Origin of the sequence: Paenibacillus sp. PastF-3, assembly GCF_029893135.1 — a bacterium.
GTDB lineage: Bacteria > Bacillota > Bacilli > Paenibacillales > Paenibacillaceae > Paenibacillus_AQ > Paenibacillus_AQ nitricinens.
In genome coordinates this window covers 551183-566689 of sequence record NZ_JARXWM010000002.1, presented here as the reverse complement: position 1 = coordinate 566689, position 15507 = coordinate 551183, and the positions used below count along the sequence as shown (strand labels likewise).

Here is a 15507-nt window from a genome sequence, read left to right as displayed (position 1 = left end):
AAGAAGAGGATGGGATAGAGATGAAATGCATTTCTGTATACACAGATAATTTTGAAGTGTTCTCGGATATTTTTGACCGCGTAGTGGAAAGCCCACTCGAAGAGAACGAAGAGCAAGAAGTAGAAGGAATCACGATCAGTCATTCCGGTGACGTTCCTGAACACTATTTTGAGCGTATGTCAGTGAAACCTGAAGTTGTTGTAATGAGAGATAAATCTCGTGGTTTGACTATTCTGCAGCACGGAAAAGTATTCGAAATTCTGTTGCCTGTTTCGGAAACTGCATAAATTTAGAAGTGATAAAAGGAGTCGGCCCTAGGGTTGGCTCCTTTTTGCTTCTTACTTTTCTAGCGATAATAGCAGAAAGATGTTTGAATAACCTCATTTCGTAAGAGATGATAGGTTATTTTGTAAGTAGTGTGTATTTAATTTGTGTCAAACTGGTGATAAACTGTAATTATTATTTATAAAAAAGGTTCTGCGTGACATCAAAGAAATTACACCTGTATAAACATTGCATAAGCATAAACGTCTACGGATCAAAGCATGATTAGATGGTAACAGTGGAGGTGGAGAGTCAGTGAGAGCGGAACAGGTTAGAATCGAGAAAGAGACATTAAGTGAAACGGCATCGCTGCTTTTCCAGTTGCGTGGATTAATGCATCGCTGGGGTGATGAAGGCTCTGAACGTATATATGAAGATTTACAACATAAAGAGGGTGGGAATGAGCTGACCCTTGCTTTTTGCGGACATTTTTCGGCAGGGAAATCCAGTATGATCAATCTTCTTTGCGGCAGTTCAGTGCTGCCTTCTGGACCTGTGCCGACTAGTGCGAATATTGTCTCTATTCGCAGTGGAGTTCCACGAGTGCTTATTTATCCTAGAGTTGAAGGAGGTAAAAATGATCCTGCTCCTATAGAGACAACTCCAGAAAGATTACAGGAATACTGTCGGAATGGTGGTGAATATTCCGCAATTGAAGTGTGGAATGAGATACCACTGCTAGGCAAGGATGGCGTACTATTGGATACACCTGGTGTAGATTCGACGGATGATGGTCATCAGGCGGCGACCCGCTCCGCGCTGCATTTAGCTGATGTCGTATTTTATGTAATGGATTATAACCATGTACAGTCAGAGAATAATTTGGCCTTTGCCAAAAATCTTAGTGACTGGGGTAAACCTTTGTATCTGATTGTGAATCAGATCGACAAGCACAGGGAACAAGAGATTTCCATTGAGGAATATAAACGTCAGCTTGAAAATGCTTTTGAACAATGGGGGATTCATTGTGCGGGAATTCTATTCACCTCTCTCAAAAAGAAAGAGCATCCTCTTAATCATTGGGATCATCTGCTCAGCCTTATAACTGAACTGTTGGTACAAAAGGAGCAGCTACTTCAATATAGTCTGTCTCGTTCCATTCATCATACAGCGGATTCTTCTCTAACTGCATTCCGTGAAGATCAGCAGGAGGAAAGAGCAGTTCTCCTTGAAGAACTAGAAGGTACGAATGCAGAGACAGTGACGAATGAACTGAAGTCACTCGAAGAAGAGAAGGAACGACTTGAGGGGTTGCCTCAGCAGTCACGGGCGAGCTTGCGAACTGGCCTCGACACCTTACTTAATAATGCTAATCTAATGCCTGCGGATGTTAGAGAGGCGTCGGGTAGTTATATGGAAAGTGCCAGCCCTACGTTTCGGTTAGGGTTATTCTCTACGGCTGCACGGCGGGAGAAGGAACAAAATAAACGACTGGCAGTCTGGCAAGGACTGTTGACCCGAGAGGTTTCCGCCCAGCTGGAATGGCATTTGATTCAGCTGGTGCGTGATTGGGCGGAGAATCTCGGGCTCTGGGAGGAGGAGTCGGAGACGACTCTGAAGCAAGGGTTCCCGGCGGTGAGCCAGGAGTGGCTGGCGGCTGCAGTTAAGCCGGGAACGGGGTATAGCGGCGAGGCGCTGCTCAATTTCTGCCGCACACTTGCGGCTGATATGAAGAGCCAGTTCCGCCGTGCCGCGTTAGCGGTGAGCGATGATCTGTTAGCGAAGCTGCCACCGCTCATGGATGAGCAGCGTGCCGAACTCCAGCGCCGCGAACAGGCGCTTTCGCGGCAGTCGCGCGCCGTTGACGCGCTAGCTGCGCTGGACCGCGCGGCAGACGCCCGCGCGCACGAGCTCGCGGCGCTGCTGCCGCCGCGCCGGCCCCTCACCCCCGGCATCCTGCCGGAGGTGAGGGTCACCCCGCGTGCGGCTGCGCAGAGCGCCGCACCGCGGGAGGCTCAGCCGCTGCAAAGCGTCGCGGCTGGAAGTGCCGCCGCCGCAAGCTGGGCGGCGGGCACGGCTTCGCCGGCGGGCGGACGCCGCCGGCTATCGGCAGCCGCTGACGCGCTGGCGGCTGCGGCAGAGCTGCTGCGCCGCGAGCCAGCGATGGCATCGGCGGCGCGGAGCCTGGCCGCACGGGCGGAGGATCTCGCCGGCGGCCGTTTTACCCTTGCGCTGTTCGGTGCATTCAGCGCGGGTAAATCTTCCTTCGCCAACGCTTTGCTCGGCGAAGAAGTGCTGCCCGTGTCTCCACATCCCGCCACGGCTGCGGTCAACCGCATATTGGCGCCGGAAGGTGACTTCCGCCATGCCACCGCGGTTGTCACAATGAAGACCATGGCAGATTTCTGGGATGACATCTGCCATTCCTTCAGTGTGCTGCAGCTAGGCGAACCACAGCAAAACTCATGGACAACAGTGCTGGCAAGTTTGCCAGCACGGGGAGTTCATCCCTCTGCGTTGCCACACGCTGGATTTCTAAGAGCAGCAGCGGCTGGCTGGGCAGAAGCTGAGCCCTTGCTGGGAACGGTGCGAACTGTTGATTTAGAAGAATACCGGGGCCTTGTAGCGGAGGAGACCCGGGCCTGTTTTGTGCAGGGGATTGATTTGTATTATGCCTGTCCATTGACCGAAAGCGGAATTGTACTCGTGGATACACCAGGAGCCGACTCATTGCATGCTCGTCATACCGGCGTAACCTTTAATTACATGAAAAATGCAGACGCGATTTGTTTTGTTACCTATTACAACCACGCCTTTTCAAAAGCAGACCGAGGTCTGCTTGCGCAGCTGGGGCGAATTAAAGATAGCTTTGCACTTGATAAAATGTTCTTTATTATCAATGCTTCCGATCTTGCTTCAGGCGAAGATGAACTGGAAGAGGTTCGAGAGCATGTTGCTCAAAATTTACGTGCAGGTGGCTTACGCTCGCCGAGAATTTATGCACTCTCTAGCTTGCTTGCTTTGGAAGGCAAAACTCAGCATGATTATGATCGCTATGAGGCTTCCCGTTTCCATCATTTTGAGCAAGCCTTATCAAGTTTTGCGGGAGATGAACTTCCTCAGCTTTCACTTAAGCGCGCGGAAGAGAGCATCGCATCTGTTCGCCGCAGGGCGGAAGAGTGGCAGAATCTCGCTTCCATGGCGGCAAACGAGCGTGAAGCAGGATTAAAAGAAATGCAAGAACGTCGTCAGCTAGCTATGAAGAGACTTTCCCTATTAGAGACAGAAGAACGTCCTAGCAGAGATCTTGTTCATGAAGGTGAGGAGCTGATCTATCATGTCTGTCAACGGATTAGCTTCTCCTTCACCAGAAATTTTCAGGAATCTTTCCACCCCTCATTATTACGTGAGGACGCAGGGAATTTAAAAGCTATCTTCGCTGCGTGTGGTGCAGAGCTGATGCGTACCACTAAGCGTGAATTGGAGCAAGAGCTATGGGCGACAACGCTGCGACTAGAAAGTACCGGGCGCAGACTTGTTCATGAAGCGGCTGAAGCGGCGGCTACTGAGCTGTTTTTCTCTACTCAAGAGTTTCATCTGACGGAGAATGAAGAAGCAGCATGGCCTTCTCCTAGTGAGCTGGAATGCCAGCTTCAGGGCGTGGAATGGTCAACCTTATGGGGACATTTCAAATCTCCTCGCTATTTCTTTGAGGGGGCCGGTCGGGAGCAAGTCAAAGGTGCGGCCGAGCCTCTTGTGAAAGAAGCTGTTAATGTTGCGGCGGCAATGCAGAAGAAAAAATTGCTTGCGCATTATGTCGATTGCATAGCCAGAGAATTAAAGGTTGCTGCAGATCGCCTACAAGAAGGGTTAGCGGAGCAAGAGAAAGCGATGTTAGATCTCCTTAAAGGGGGTGAATCCGCAGATCATTGGGGTCAACTAGGTCACCAATTATCTATCTTGGAACAATCTTTCGTTGATAGATTAGACAAAAATCTTTGAAATTTGTAGGAAATTGTCGAAGAACACTTGCAATCTGGCGTATGATGGATGAAAATAAAGAAGCCTGAAAATATACAATGAAACTGTTTTGTTTTCAGAAATTTATGGAAACGAGATAGTCAATTTGCCGAAAGAGGTTGAAATCGACAATGTGGGGAGCTCCTTTTTCAGCTCAAAGCCGCAAGCTGCTGCTACTGGGCAGCGGGGAACTGGGTAAGGAAGTCATAATCGAAGCTCAACGTCTTGGCGTAGAGACCGTAGCTGTAGACCGTTATAGCGATGCACCAGCGATGGGTGTAGCTCATCGTTCACATGTTATTGATATGCTGGATGCAGAAGCGCTTAAAACGCTTATTCGCTCAGAGAAACCGGATGTTATTGTTCCGGAGATTGAAGCAATCGCTACTCATGCCCTTCAAGAGCTTGAAGAGGAAGGTTTCTTCGTTGTTCCGACCGCACGAGCGGCTCGTTTAACCATGGACAGAGAAGGCATTCGCCGACTTGCTGCTGAAGAACTTGGATTGCCAACAGCGGATTATCGTTTTGCAGATAGTCTGGAAGAACTTCGTCAAGCCGTTGCAGAACTAGGTACTCCTTGTGTCATCAAGCCGATTATGAGTTCTTCCGGCAAAGGTCAGAGTGTTTGCAAAAGACCGGAGGATGCGGAAGAATGCTGGAACACTGCTTTGGATGGAGCGAGAGCTAAAGGGACTCGTGTTATCGTAGAGGCATTCGTTACCTTTGAAAGCGAGATTACACTTTTGACGGTGCGGTCCGTGGCTGGCACGATATTTTGTCCACCTATTGGGCATATTCAGAAGGATGGGGATTATGTCGAATCATGGCAGCCTCACTTTATGAAGGCGGAACTTCTTGATGAAGCTCAGTCTATTGCCAAAGCAGTTACCGATCAGCTCGGAGGTTTCGGTATTTTTGGAGTGGAGCTTTTCTTGACGGATCGAGGCGTATTGTTTAGTGAAGTGTCCCCTAGGCCTCATGATACGGGGATGGTAACGATGGCCACGCAGGATTTATCTCAATTTGCAGTGCATGTCAGAGCTATTCTTGGTTTTCCAGTCCAGTCAGTACAATTATTGACACCAGGTGCCTCAGCTACGCTGAAGGCTGAAGGAGAAGGACGAGCTTTTGTTGTGACCGGAATTGGTGAAGCTTTGGAACTACCTAGGACTCAGGTTCGGGTGTTTGGTAAACCAGAAGTCCGTCCAGGGCGGCGGATGGCTGTAGCGTTAAGTGCGGCGGAAAATGTGGAAATCGCGCGGACGGTAGCCAAGCAGGCAGCGTCTATGCTAAAAGTGGAGGTAAATGAGGATGAACAGTAGTACCATGGCACCTGTACTGGAAATTCGCAAATGCGGCTTGAATGATCTGGAGAGAGTGACAGCGCTTCTGCGTGAATTCGGCTATCCAACAACGCTTAGCGTGATGAAAGAGAGACTTGAAAGCATGGAGAATAACCATCTCCAATGCACGCTTGTTGCAGAACTAAACAATGAAGTTGTGGGAATGGTCGGTCTTAGACAGGTAATCTCGTATTACAAACAGACAGATTGTATCACTGAGATTACTGCACTTATCGTATCAGAAGAACTCAGAGGAAACGGACTCGGTAAAAGACTTGTGGCCGCAGCTGAAGAATGGGCACGTGAGCAAGGTTGCTGTCAGCTCTTCTTGAGAAGTGGTAACCGCGTAGAGCGCGCACCGGCACATTCCTTTTATCGTCATCTAGGTTTCGAAAAGACAGCAGGCTATCGCTTTAACAAAGCGTTGCTATAATACTTATAGGTTCCGATCATCCCCATCCCAGCTACGGCGGGATGGTTTTTTTTATGTAAATATAAGGAACGATCAAGGATATGAGCCGAGAACATAATCCCTCTAATCTTCATACCCAGTTTTTATATCCATACGACGCTAACTTTCATGTCGCTTTTATTCCGGATTTCCGCTCTCTTATACTCCGAATTTTATAATCCTCTGACTGCCTTATGCAGTTAATAGACCAATTCTTTTAATTTATAATAAATCGATCTAAATAACTAACCATAGATGGAATAGTTTGAATCATATAGAATGAATTTTATGACAGTTAAATAAATCGTTTTCAAAGAGGGATGAGAGATGTACAAGTTAATTCTTGCTGAAGATGAAGAAGATGTAAGGGAAGGGGTCATCAGTCAGATTGATTGGGAGCACTATGGCTTCGAAATTGTAGAACAGGCGGAGAATGGACGAGAGGCAGCGGATGCGATAGATCGTTTGCTCCCGGATGTAGTGGTGACTGATATTCAAATGCCTTTTATGAACGGGCTGCAGCTGGCGGAATGGATTCGCGAGCGGCATCCTAATACCAAGATCATTATTTTGACAGGGTATGATGAATTTGAATATGCACAGAAGGCGATTAAACTGCAAATCGATGAGTATATTTTGAAACCGTTTTCTTCACAGGAGTTGATTGATGTTCTGCTAAAGGTCAGGGGCACTATAGAGGCTGAAATCGCAGAGAAAGAGAATGTTTTTGTACTCAGTGAGCATTATCGAAAAAGTCTGCCTGTGCTGCGTGAGCAGTTTTTATCTTCACTAGTTTCACGCAAGTTACGAATGAATGAAATAGACGAGAAAAGTTCGGAATACGGAATAGATCTACATGGGAAATGGTTCCAAGCCTCGGTAATTAGTGTGGATTATATTCGTCCAGAACGGGAAACCGTTAACCTTACCGGAGGTAAGCAAATTTCTTTGCGAGATACGGGAGAGAGAAATTTACAGCTCTTCGCTGTGCTGAATATTGCGGAAGAATTATGTAATAAGCATAATTTTGGCAGGGTGTTTATCCATCGTGATGAGGTAGTGCTTCTTTCCATTTGTGATGCAGGAGAAGAAACTGAAATTACGGGGAGAACTTTTGAAATTCTAGAAGAAATCCGCCACAATGTGCAGCGGTTTCTTAAGCTAACGGTAACCGCTGGTTCTGGAACGGTTTGTCACTCGCCTGCTATGCTATTTAACTCCTTTGGAGATGCCATGCAAGCGTTAGATTATCGTCTCATTCTTGGCAATAACAGAGTCATTTGGATCGAGGATGTGGAGTCACGTTCGAATACACTCTTGGCCTATGATGAATTGACCCAGCAGTCCTTAATCCGAACGATTAAGATGGGAACCGTACAGGAGCTTAAGGAGGTCGTGGAGGAGTTATTTGGCGGATTGAATGCTGAGCAGGTATCTACTCAGGATTATCAGATTTTTTTGCTGGAGATTATTACATCCATCCTGCGTGTAGCCAAAGAGTCCGGTAGTGATGCTGCTAAGTTCGTTGGATCTGGCATTTCCTCATTAACTGAGATGAATAAATTCAATAGTATGAGTGAAGCCAAGCAGTGGATTATTACCATCTGCAGCCGGCTAATGGACTCCATTGCTTTAGAACGCCAATCTAGCTATAAGCTGCTCATTGATGAAGCTAAAGATTACATCCGTAGCCATTATGAGGAATCGGATATTTCTATCGGAAAGGTCTGTCAGCATTTACATATCAGTACAGGCTATTTTAGCAGTATTTTTAAGAAGGAAATGAAGATGACTTTCGTTAGTTATCTCTTGCAAATCCGATTAGAGGCAGCAAAGGAACTTTTACGCTCCACGGAACTTAAGGCTTTTGAAATCGCCGAGAAAATTGGCTTTGCTGATCCTAACTATTTCAGCTTCTGCTTCCGTAAAAAATATGGTCAGTCTCCCAAAGAGTATAAAAATAGCTCCAGAGGAGGGTAGTTATGCGGCAAGAAAAGCCCTATTCTTTTCGACTGCGGCCGCAGCATTCAAAAGGGGGGAAACGTCGATTGTCCTCTAAGCTGCGTAGTATTCAAGTAACGATTACGCTCACTTTTACATCCGTTGCCGTTCTTGTAGCCGTCGTTGTCAGCCTTATGCTGTATAACAAGTTTGCGAAGACAGCAGAAGAGAATGCCAATATGAATATGCAGCAGATTATTGAGCAAGTGAACTACAATTTGGAGCTTTATGTTAAAGGAATGCGAAATATTTTTGAAACTGCAGAAGATCAAATTACGAATAGTCCCTCCGTAGACTCTGCTTTATTGATGGAAAGAATGGCCATGTTAATGGGAAGTAGAGAGGATCTGGTTTCTGCAGCGGTTTTTACACCACAGGGGAAATACGTCGTGGGTACAGCAGGACAGAAACTGCGCAGCAACACACAGTTAGAAACCCAGAGCTGGTTTACAACGGCCAAAAGAACATCTGAGATCTCCTATTCGGCTCCACATATTCAGAACTTGTTTAAAGGTCAATATATTTGGGTCGTGTCGATCAGTAAACTCATTCAATATCAGGAGAAGGGAGTACTAAAAACGGGTATCCTCCTTATGGATTTTAACTTTCGCACCATAGATGAGCTGAGTAAGCAGGTTAAGCTTGGTAAAAGAGGATACGCTTACATCCTCGATCAATTAGGCAACATCGTGTATCATCCGCAGCAGCAGCTTATTTATGCTGGTTTAAAGTATGAGAATGTGGAGCCGGTATTGGAATATGCTTATCGTAGTTATTTGGATGAATCTACAGGTGAAAAACGATTTATTACAGTACGAACGCTAAAACAGACTGGGTGGAAAATAGTAGGTGTTGCTTATTATGACGAGATCGTGACCACCAAGCGTGATCTGAACACCTTTTTATCCTGGTTCTTAGCGGTAGTTATTTTATGTGTAATTATCGTATCTGTCTTTTTGTCTGCGCGGATTGCCCGCCCGATCCGTAAGCTGGAACGGACACTTCAGCAGGTAGGCGAAGGGGATCTTAATACTCGAATCGATGTAAGTGGCGCCTATGAGGTAGAACAGTTGTCTAAACGCTTTAACCTCATGCTGCAGCGTATTCGTCAATTGATGGATCAAATTATTTATGAACAAGAGACGAAACGTAAGGGTGAGCTTGAAGTTCTGCAATCCCAGATTAATCCACACTTTTTGTACAATACCTTGAACTCTGTGATCCGGCTTGCTGAGCGTGGTAAGACGGAGGAGGTCGTTACAATGATTCAGTCTTTATCTAAGTTTTTCCGGATTAGTCTAAGCAAAGGGAATAATATGATTACCGTGCAGGAAGAGCTTGATCATATTCGTCATTATCTCGTCATTCAGAGCTTTCGTTTTAAAAATAAATTCCGCTACGAGATCATTGCACAGGATGAGGTACTGCAGTGTCAGACGATTAAGCTGATTTTGCAGCCTATTGTAGAGAATGCCTTGTATCACGGAATAGAAATGATGCCTGATGAAGGCTTTATCTCTATCCAAGCAGAACTGAAGGACAATCTTGTCATCATACGGATTAGTGATAATGGATTAGGAATGTCCAAGGAGACTATGAAGGTTATTTTGACAGGCGGCAGTAAGAGTATGAGTGGTTCCGGGGTAGGCGTAAGAAATGTGAACGAGCGTATTGAGTTGTACTATGGCCGTGAATATGGACTTTCTTTTGAAAGTGAAATTGAAGAAGGCACTACGGTTACCTTTATCTTCCCGGCATTAGCAAAAGTCGAAGGCAGTGAAGGGCTTAAGGAGGATGAGACATCGTCATGAAAACCTTTCGTTTTTGGCTAACCTTGTTAATGTGTGCGGTGTTATGGACTACAGTTACCTCTTGTTTTAATTCAGCACCCAATTACATCAATACAAATAAGACCCGTAATATTCATCTAATTGTGAAAATGAACAGGGGCGATTACTGGAATACGGTTAAATTGGGAGCAGAAGCTGCAGCACAGGAATTCAACGTTAAATTAACCTTTAAAGCCCCGGACTCTGAGAGTGACATCACAGAACAGGTGAAAATGGTGCAGGACTCCATTAAAGAAAAAGCAGACGTGATTATTTTAGCTGCAAGTAGTTACATGGGGCTTGCTCAGGTTGTAGATCAGGCAGCTTATTCTAAAATCCCTGTGATATCCGTAGATGCGGAAGTAGGTTCAGCAAGAGTAAGGACATATATTGGCTCGAACGGCTATGAGGCGGGTCAAAAATCTGCAGAACGGTTGATCAAGCTGTTAAAAGGTTACGGCGAGGTGGGCATTATTAACTTCACCAATTCAACGCAGAGTGAGAAGCTGGAGTCTTCTAACGGCATTGAGTATGGGGCAAGAGACGCGGAGGAGCGGGAGAAGGGATTTTTAAATTACACTGCGCGTTATCCGAATATACAGGTGGTTGAGATTTCATACACGACCTCCAGTATTAAGGATGCAGAAGATCTTACACAACTGATGCTGCTGAAGCATCCGAATCTTCGAGGAATTGCGAGCCTGAATGAAACTGCTTCACAAGGGGCTGCAATGGCTATCCAAAGTCGGGGGCTGCAAAATATTAAAATGGTAGCCTTTGATAGCTCTCCTTCCATGATGGAATTGCTGCAGGACGGTACTGTTCAAGCAACAGTGATACAGAATCCTTTTAGCAACGGGTATTTGGCTGTAAAACATGCCGTTGAAGTGATCGAAGGAATCGATGTACCAGAACGCGTCGATACAGGAACAAAGCTAATTGATTTGGACAATATGTTGTGGCCTGAGAATCAAAAGCTGTTATTTCCGTTTGTTAGATAGGAGCTGTTTTAAAATAGGCGCCGAAGGCGTTTATGCTTATACGTTTCGTGTAACGGATACCATCCTTGAATGGGGCGGTATTCGTTTTTTATTTTAGAAGATAAGAAAGTATAAATTTTAAATGAAAATCATCCTTATATTTCTTCTTGGGTTCATTAGAATTTTTATAGTAATGAGTAGGATTTTATATTCGCAAGCGTTTTCAGGTGTTGCATAATATGGATGTACCCGAGACGATCAGGGGCAAATAAAAAAGAAGTATAAATAGGAGGTCAATGAATAATGAAAAAAATCACTTCCGTTCTATTAGCTAGTGCTTTGCTGGGTGCTGCTCTGACAGGCTGTGGTGGCAACAACAAAACTACAGATAGTGCTGCAGACAAGGCAACTAACGCTCCAAAGACTGAGAACTCGGGCACTACAACAGAAACGCCTAAAGTTGGGGTCGCCATTTACAAATTTGACGATACTTTTATGACAGGTGTTCGTAACGCTATCGATAGTGCTGCTAAAGGCATCGCTACAGTAGATATCGTAGATAGCCAAAATTCACAACCAACACAAAATGATAAGGTTGACTTATTCATCACTAAAAAATATAACGGAATGCTGATTAACCCAGTTGACCGTACAGCTGCTGGCGTCATTATCGAAAAAGCAAAAACAGCAAACATTCCAGTGGTATTCCTTAACCGAGAACCGCTTCCTGAAGATATGAAGAAATGGGATAAGGTTTATTATGTAGGTGCGAAAGCAGAAGAGTCCGGTACAATGTCCGGCCAACTGATTGTTGACTACTGGAAAGCGCATCCTGAAGCGGACAAGAACGGCGACGGAGTTCTCCAATATGTAATGCTGAAAGGCGAACCAGGACACCAAGATGCTGAGCTTCGTACTACTTACTCTATTCAAGCTATCGAAGATGCAGGAATCAAGGTGGAGAAACTGGCTGAAGATACAGCAATGTGGGATCGCGTAAAAGGACAAGAAAAAATGGCTGCATTCCTTGGCTCCCACGGCGACAAAATTGAAGCTGTTCTTGCTAACAACGATGATATGGCCCTCGGTGCAATCGAAGCTCTGAAAGCTTCAGGTTACTTTACGGGTGACAAATTTATGCCGGTAGTAGGTGTGGATGCAACTGCTCCTGCGATTCAAGCGCTGGAAGATGGAACAATGCTTGGAACGGTGCTGAATGATGCGAATAACCAAGGTAAGGCTGCTATCACAGTTGCCGCTCTGCTTGCTAAAGGCGAAACGCCTACGAAAGATAATGTAGGTTTTGATATCACTGATAATCAATACGTATGGATTTCCTACAAAAAGATTACGAAAGACAACATAGCTGACGCTAAGTAATTAACCTTGGCTACAGAGTTACTCATGATCATATGACAGCACGGGGAGCGGATAACCGCTCCTCGGTATTTCTTTTAGGCAGGGAACAGGATGGAACCGCTGTGCCTCTCATAAAAAAGAAAAAAAGCGTAGGGGGCGTAACAACATGGAAAAAGCTGAGTTTTTGCTGGAAATGAACAATATTACGAAAGAATTCCCCGGCGTCAAAGCGCTGGATGATGTTAGTTTAAAGGTCAGACCGGGTTCGGTGCATGCCCTTATGGGCGAGAATGGTGCAGGTAAGTCTACACTTATGAAATGTCTCTTTGGTATTTATTCACCGGATGCCGGTGAGATCTTTTTGGATGGCGAGAAGGCATCCATCAGCAGTTCAAATGATGCGTTAAAAAGCGGTATATCGATGATTCACCAGGAGCTGCATCCAGTGCCGTTCCGAAGTGTTATGGAGAATATCTGGCTAGGACGTTTTCCAACGAAGGGAATCGGACCGATTCAGTTTATCGACCATAAGAAAATGTTCACTGACACGGAAAATTTGTTTAAAGATCTGGATATCGATCTGAATCCCGAAACATTAGTGGGTAAGCTTTCCGTATCCAAAATCCAATCCATTGAAATTGCGAAGGCTGTCTCTTTTCACTCCCGAGTTATTGTAATGGATGAACCCACTTCTTCCCTAACCAGTGTGGAGGTGGAACATTTATTCCGGATCATACGGGATCTCAGAAGTAGAGGCGTAGCTATTATCTATATATCTCACAAAATGGAAGAGATTCTTGCCATCTCTGATGAAGTTACTATTATGCGTGACGGTAAAAAAATCGGAACCTGGCCAGCAGAGGAATTAACTACAGATATTATCATTTCCAAAATGGTGGGCCGCGATTTGACCAGCCGTTTTCCTGAGCGCTTCAACGTACCTGGTGAAGTATACATGAAGGTGGAAGGCTTAACCTCCCCTGAGGAAAGATCATTTAAAGATGTGTCTTTCGAATTAAGACGTGGAGAGGTCCTTGGTATTGGGGGTCTGGTAGGTGCCCAGAGAACTGAGGTCATTGAGGCGTTGTTCGGTCTGCGAGCCTTGAAATCCGGAACGATCTCTATTAAAGGCAAGGAGGTTACTATCAATTCTCCGAAGGATGCTAAGAAACACGGAATGGCTTTGCTTACCGAAGAACGTCGTGTAACAGGTATTTTCCCAGTTTTATCTGTCCATGAGAATGGTGCGATTGCTAATCTACATCGTTACCAAAAACCGTACCTCCTGCTGAATAGCAAGAAGAAAAAAGTTGAAGTAGATAAAATGATTGAAAAATTACGAACTAAAACACCTACAACCAAAACGCTAATCATGAATCTTTCTGGTGGTAATCAGCAAAAGGTGCTGCTCGCCAGATGGTTGCTTACTGAGCCCGAAATCCTGCTTCTGGACGAGCCGACTCGCGGTATCGACGTAGGGGCTAAATTCGAGATTTACTCCATAATTGCTGACTTGGCTCAGCAAGGGAAGAGTATCATTATGATCTCCTCTGAAATGCCGGAGCTGCTCGGAATGTCTGACCGTGTAATGGTCATGTCGGAAGGACGGCTTACAGGAATATTAGAAGGCGAGCAAGCTACGGAAACCGAAGTTATGCGTCTCGCTGCACAGCATTAAGGAGTAAGGATAGGAGAATATGCTTGCGTAATTTTAAGGGGGATCACTACAAATGAACGTTAAAAAAGCTCAATCCTTTGTGACTCAAAACGCGATTTACATCGTGCTGGTACTGCTGATTATGGGGATCATCATATACGATCCAAACTTTATGTCTATCAACACCTTGCGTGACGTACTGATTCAGTCGTCTACACGCGTTATCATCGCGCTTGGGGTTGCCTTTATCCTTATTACGGCAGGTACTGACTTGTCCGCCGGACGGGTGGTTGGTTTTACGGCGGTTATCTCCGCTTCGATGCTGCAAATCCCAGACTATTCCCGTCGTTTTTTTCCAGATCTTCCGCAAGTGGAAGTATGGCTTCCAATCCTTATTGCTATCGTTGCTGGTCTTCTCTGTGGACTTATCAATGGTATTGTCGTTTCCAAGCTTCACGTTCCGCCATTTATTGCTACCCTGGGTACAATGCTCATCGTGTACGGGCTGAACTCCCTGTACTTCGATATGGACCCGAACCAATCCCAACCAATTGGCGGTCTGCGTCCTGATTTTACCAAAATCGGGTCCGGCTTCATCGGGAGCGGCAAATATTCAGTACCATACATTGTTCTCATAGCCCTGGCGGTCGCCGCTATTGTTTGGGTGGTATTCAATAAAACCAAGCTGGGTAAGAACATGTACGCTATTGGCGGAAATATGCAGGCGGCTAAAGTATCCGGTATCGATGTTTCCAAGAACCTGATTTATATCTATGCTATTGCTGGTGCGCTATATGGTCTGGCAGGCGTTCTGGAAGCTGCTAGAACAGGTGGAGCAACTAATAACTACGGTAACATGTATGAACTTGATGCCATTGCAGCTTGTGTAGTCGGTGGCGTATCTACAACCGGGGGCATTGGTACTGTGCCGGGTGTTCTAGTGGGGGTTATCATCTTTACTCTCATTAACTACGGTCTGACCTTTATCGGCATTAGCCCGTACTATCAGTTAATTATCAAAGGTTTGATCATTATAGCCGCAGTCGCATTTGATATGCGGAAGTACTCTTCGAAGAAGTAGTCATGGTCGCGGGGTGATTAAGGGCTAACTCCGGGAAATATTGGGCTTACGATCGCTGTTATTCTCAGATTCCTTGATTGATACCGCGTTAGCGGCTGGAATCTGAGAACAAAGGTGACCAATTTGTTTCTACAGCTCCAAAGTTCCTCTCTGTTCTCATTATCACCTCGCTGGGGTAAGACAGAAGAAGCGTTTGCTAGTTACCGCAAACGCTTTTTGGCATGTCTCTTTCAATGGCTTTGCACTGTCACAACCAATATCGCTACAACAACATCGCACAAACATTATCGCCTACTGCCGCAGATAAGTCCTACACCGACTTCCACGGTTAAGACCAACCTATACTATACGCTGGCACTGCACTCGTTTTTGTTTGAAATGTAGTAAATGAACGGTATCAATCCCGGATAATTGACTGAATTGAGCTAAATGAAGTGTAAGAGTTTTTGTTCCCGCCTAATACCCACCGTGCAACCAGTATCGACACATCTTACTCGCTTGATGCGTTTTCATCTTCATCCC

At 45.6% G+C, this 15507-nt stretch carries 10 protein-coding genes; all 10 read left to right on the top strand.

What is annotated here, in order from left to right:
• Positions 1 to 20 precede the first annotated feature (20 nt).
• The 10 genes from M2444_RS06570 (at position 21) to mglC (ending at position 14985) form a co-directional block, all read left to right on the top strand.
• Positions 21 to 287: a hypothetical protein gene (locus tag M2444_RS06570; RefSeq protein ID WP_042129455.1), complete on the top strand. Its 267-nt coding sequence runs from the start codon at positions 21 to 23 to the stop codon at positions 285 to 287.
• 292 nt (positions 288 to 579) lie between these two features.
• The gene (locus M2444_RS06565; RefSeq protein ID WP_280786566.1) at positions 580 to 4266 is read left to right on the top strand and encodes a dynamin family protein; all 3687 of its coding nucleotides are present in this window, start codon (positions 580 to 582) and stop codon (positions 4264 to 4266) included.
• Positions 4267 to 4415: 149 nt separating this feature from the next.
• Positions 4416 to 5606: a formate-dependent phosphoribosylglycinamide formyltransferase gene (purT, locus tag M2444_RS06560; RefSeq protein ID WP_094872595.1), complete on the top strand. Its 1191-nt coding sequence runs from the start codon at positions 4416 to 4418 to the stop codon at positions 5604 to 5606.
• The gene (locus M2444_RS06555; protein WP_256989949.1) at positions 5596 to 6060 is read left to right on the top strand and encodes a GNAT family N-acetyltransferase; all 465 of its coding nucleotides are present in this window, start codon (positions 5596 to 5598) and stop codon (positions 6058 to 6060) included. The genes purT and M2444_RS06555 overlap by 11 nt, the downstream gene beginning before the upstream one ends.
• A gap of 345 nt (positions 6061 to 6405) precedes the next feature.
• Entirely contained in the window at positions 6406 to 8058 is a 1653-nt protein-coding gene (locus tag M2444_RS06550) for a response regulator (RefSeq protein WP_280786565.1), read from the top strand.
• Positions 8059 to 8060: 2 nt separating this feature from the next.
• The gene (locus M2444_RS06545) at positions 8061 to 9890 is read left to right on the top strand and encodes a sensor histidine kinase (RefSeq protein WP_094872598.1); all 1830 of its coding nucleotides are present in this window, start codon (positions 8061 to 8063) and stop codon (positions 9888 to 9890) included.
• The gene (locus M2444_RS06540) at positions 9887 to 10909 is read left to right on the top strand and encodes a substrate-binding domain-containing protein (protein WP_076284597.1); all 1023 of its coding nucleotides are present in this window, start codon (positions 9887 to 9889) and stop codon (positions 10907 to 10909) included. The genes M2444_RS06545 and M2444_RS06540 overlap by 4 nt, the downstream gene beginning before the upstream one ends.
• A gap of 282 nt (positions 10910 to 11191) precedes the next feature.
• Positions 11192 to 12268, top strand: a complete 1077-nt coding sequence (locus M2444_RS06535) for a galactose ABC transporter substrate-binding protein (RefSeq protein WP_094872599.1) — start codon at positions 11192 to 11194, stop codon at positions 12266 to 12268.
• A 145-nt stretch (positions 12269 to 12413) separates the two neighbouring features.
• A complete protein-coding gene (locus M2444_RS06530; RefSeq protein ID WP_094872600.1) occupies positions 12414 to 13925 on the top strand; it encodes a sugar ABC transporter ATP-binding protein in 1512 nt (503 codons plus the stop codon).
• Positions 13926 to 13977: 52 nt separating this feature from the next.
• Entirely contained in the window at positions 13978 to 14985 is a 1008-nt protein-coding gene (mglC, locus tag M2444_RS06525) for a galactose/methyl galactoside ABC transporter permease MglC (RefSeq protein ID WP_280786564.1), read from the top strand.
• The last annotated feature ends 522 nt before the right edge of the window (positions 14986 to 15507 follow it).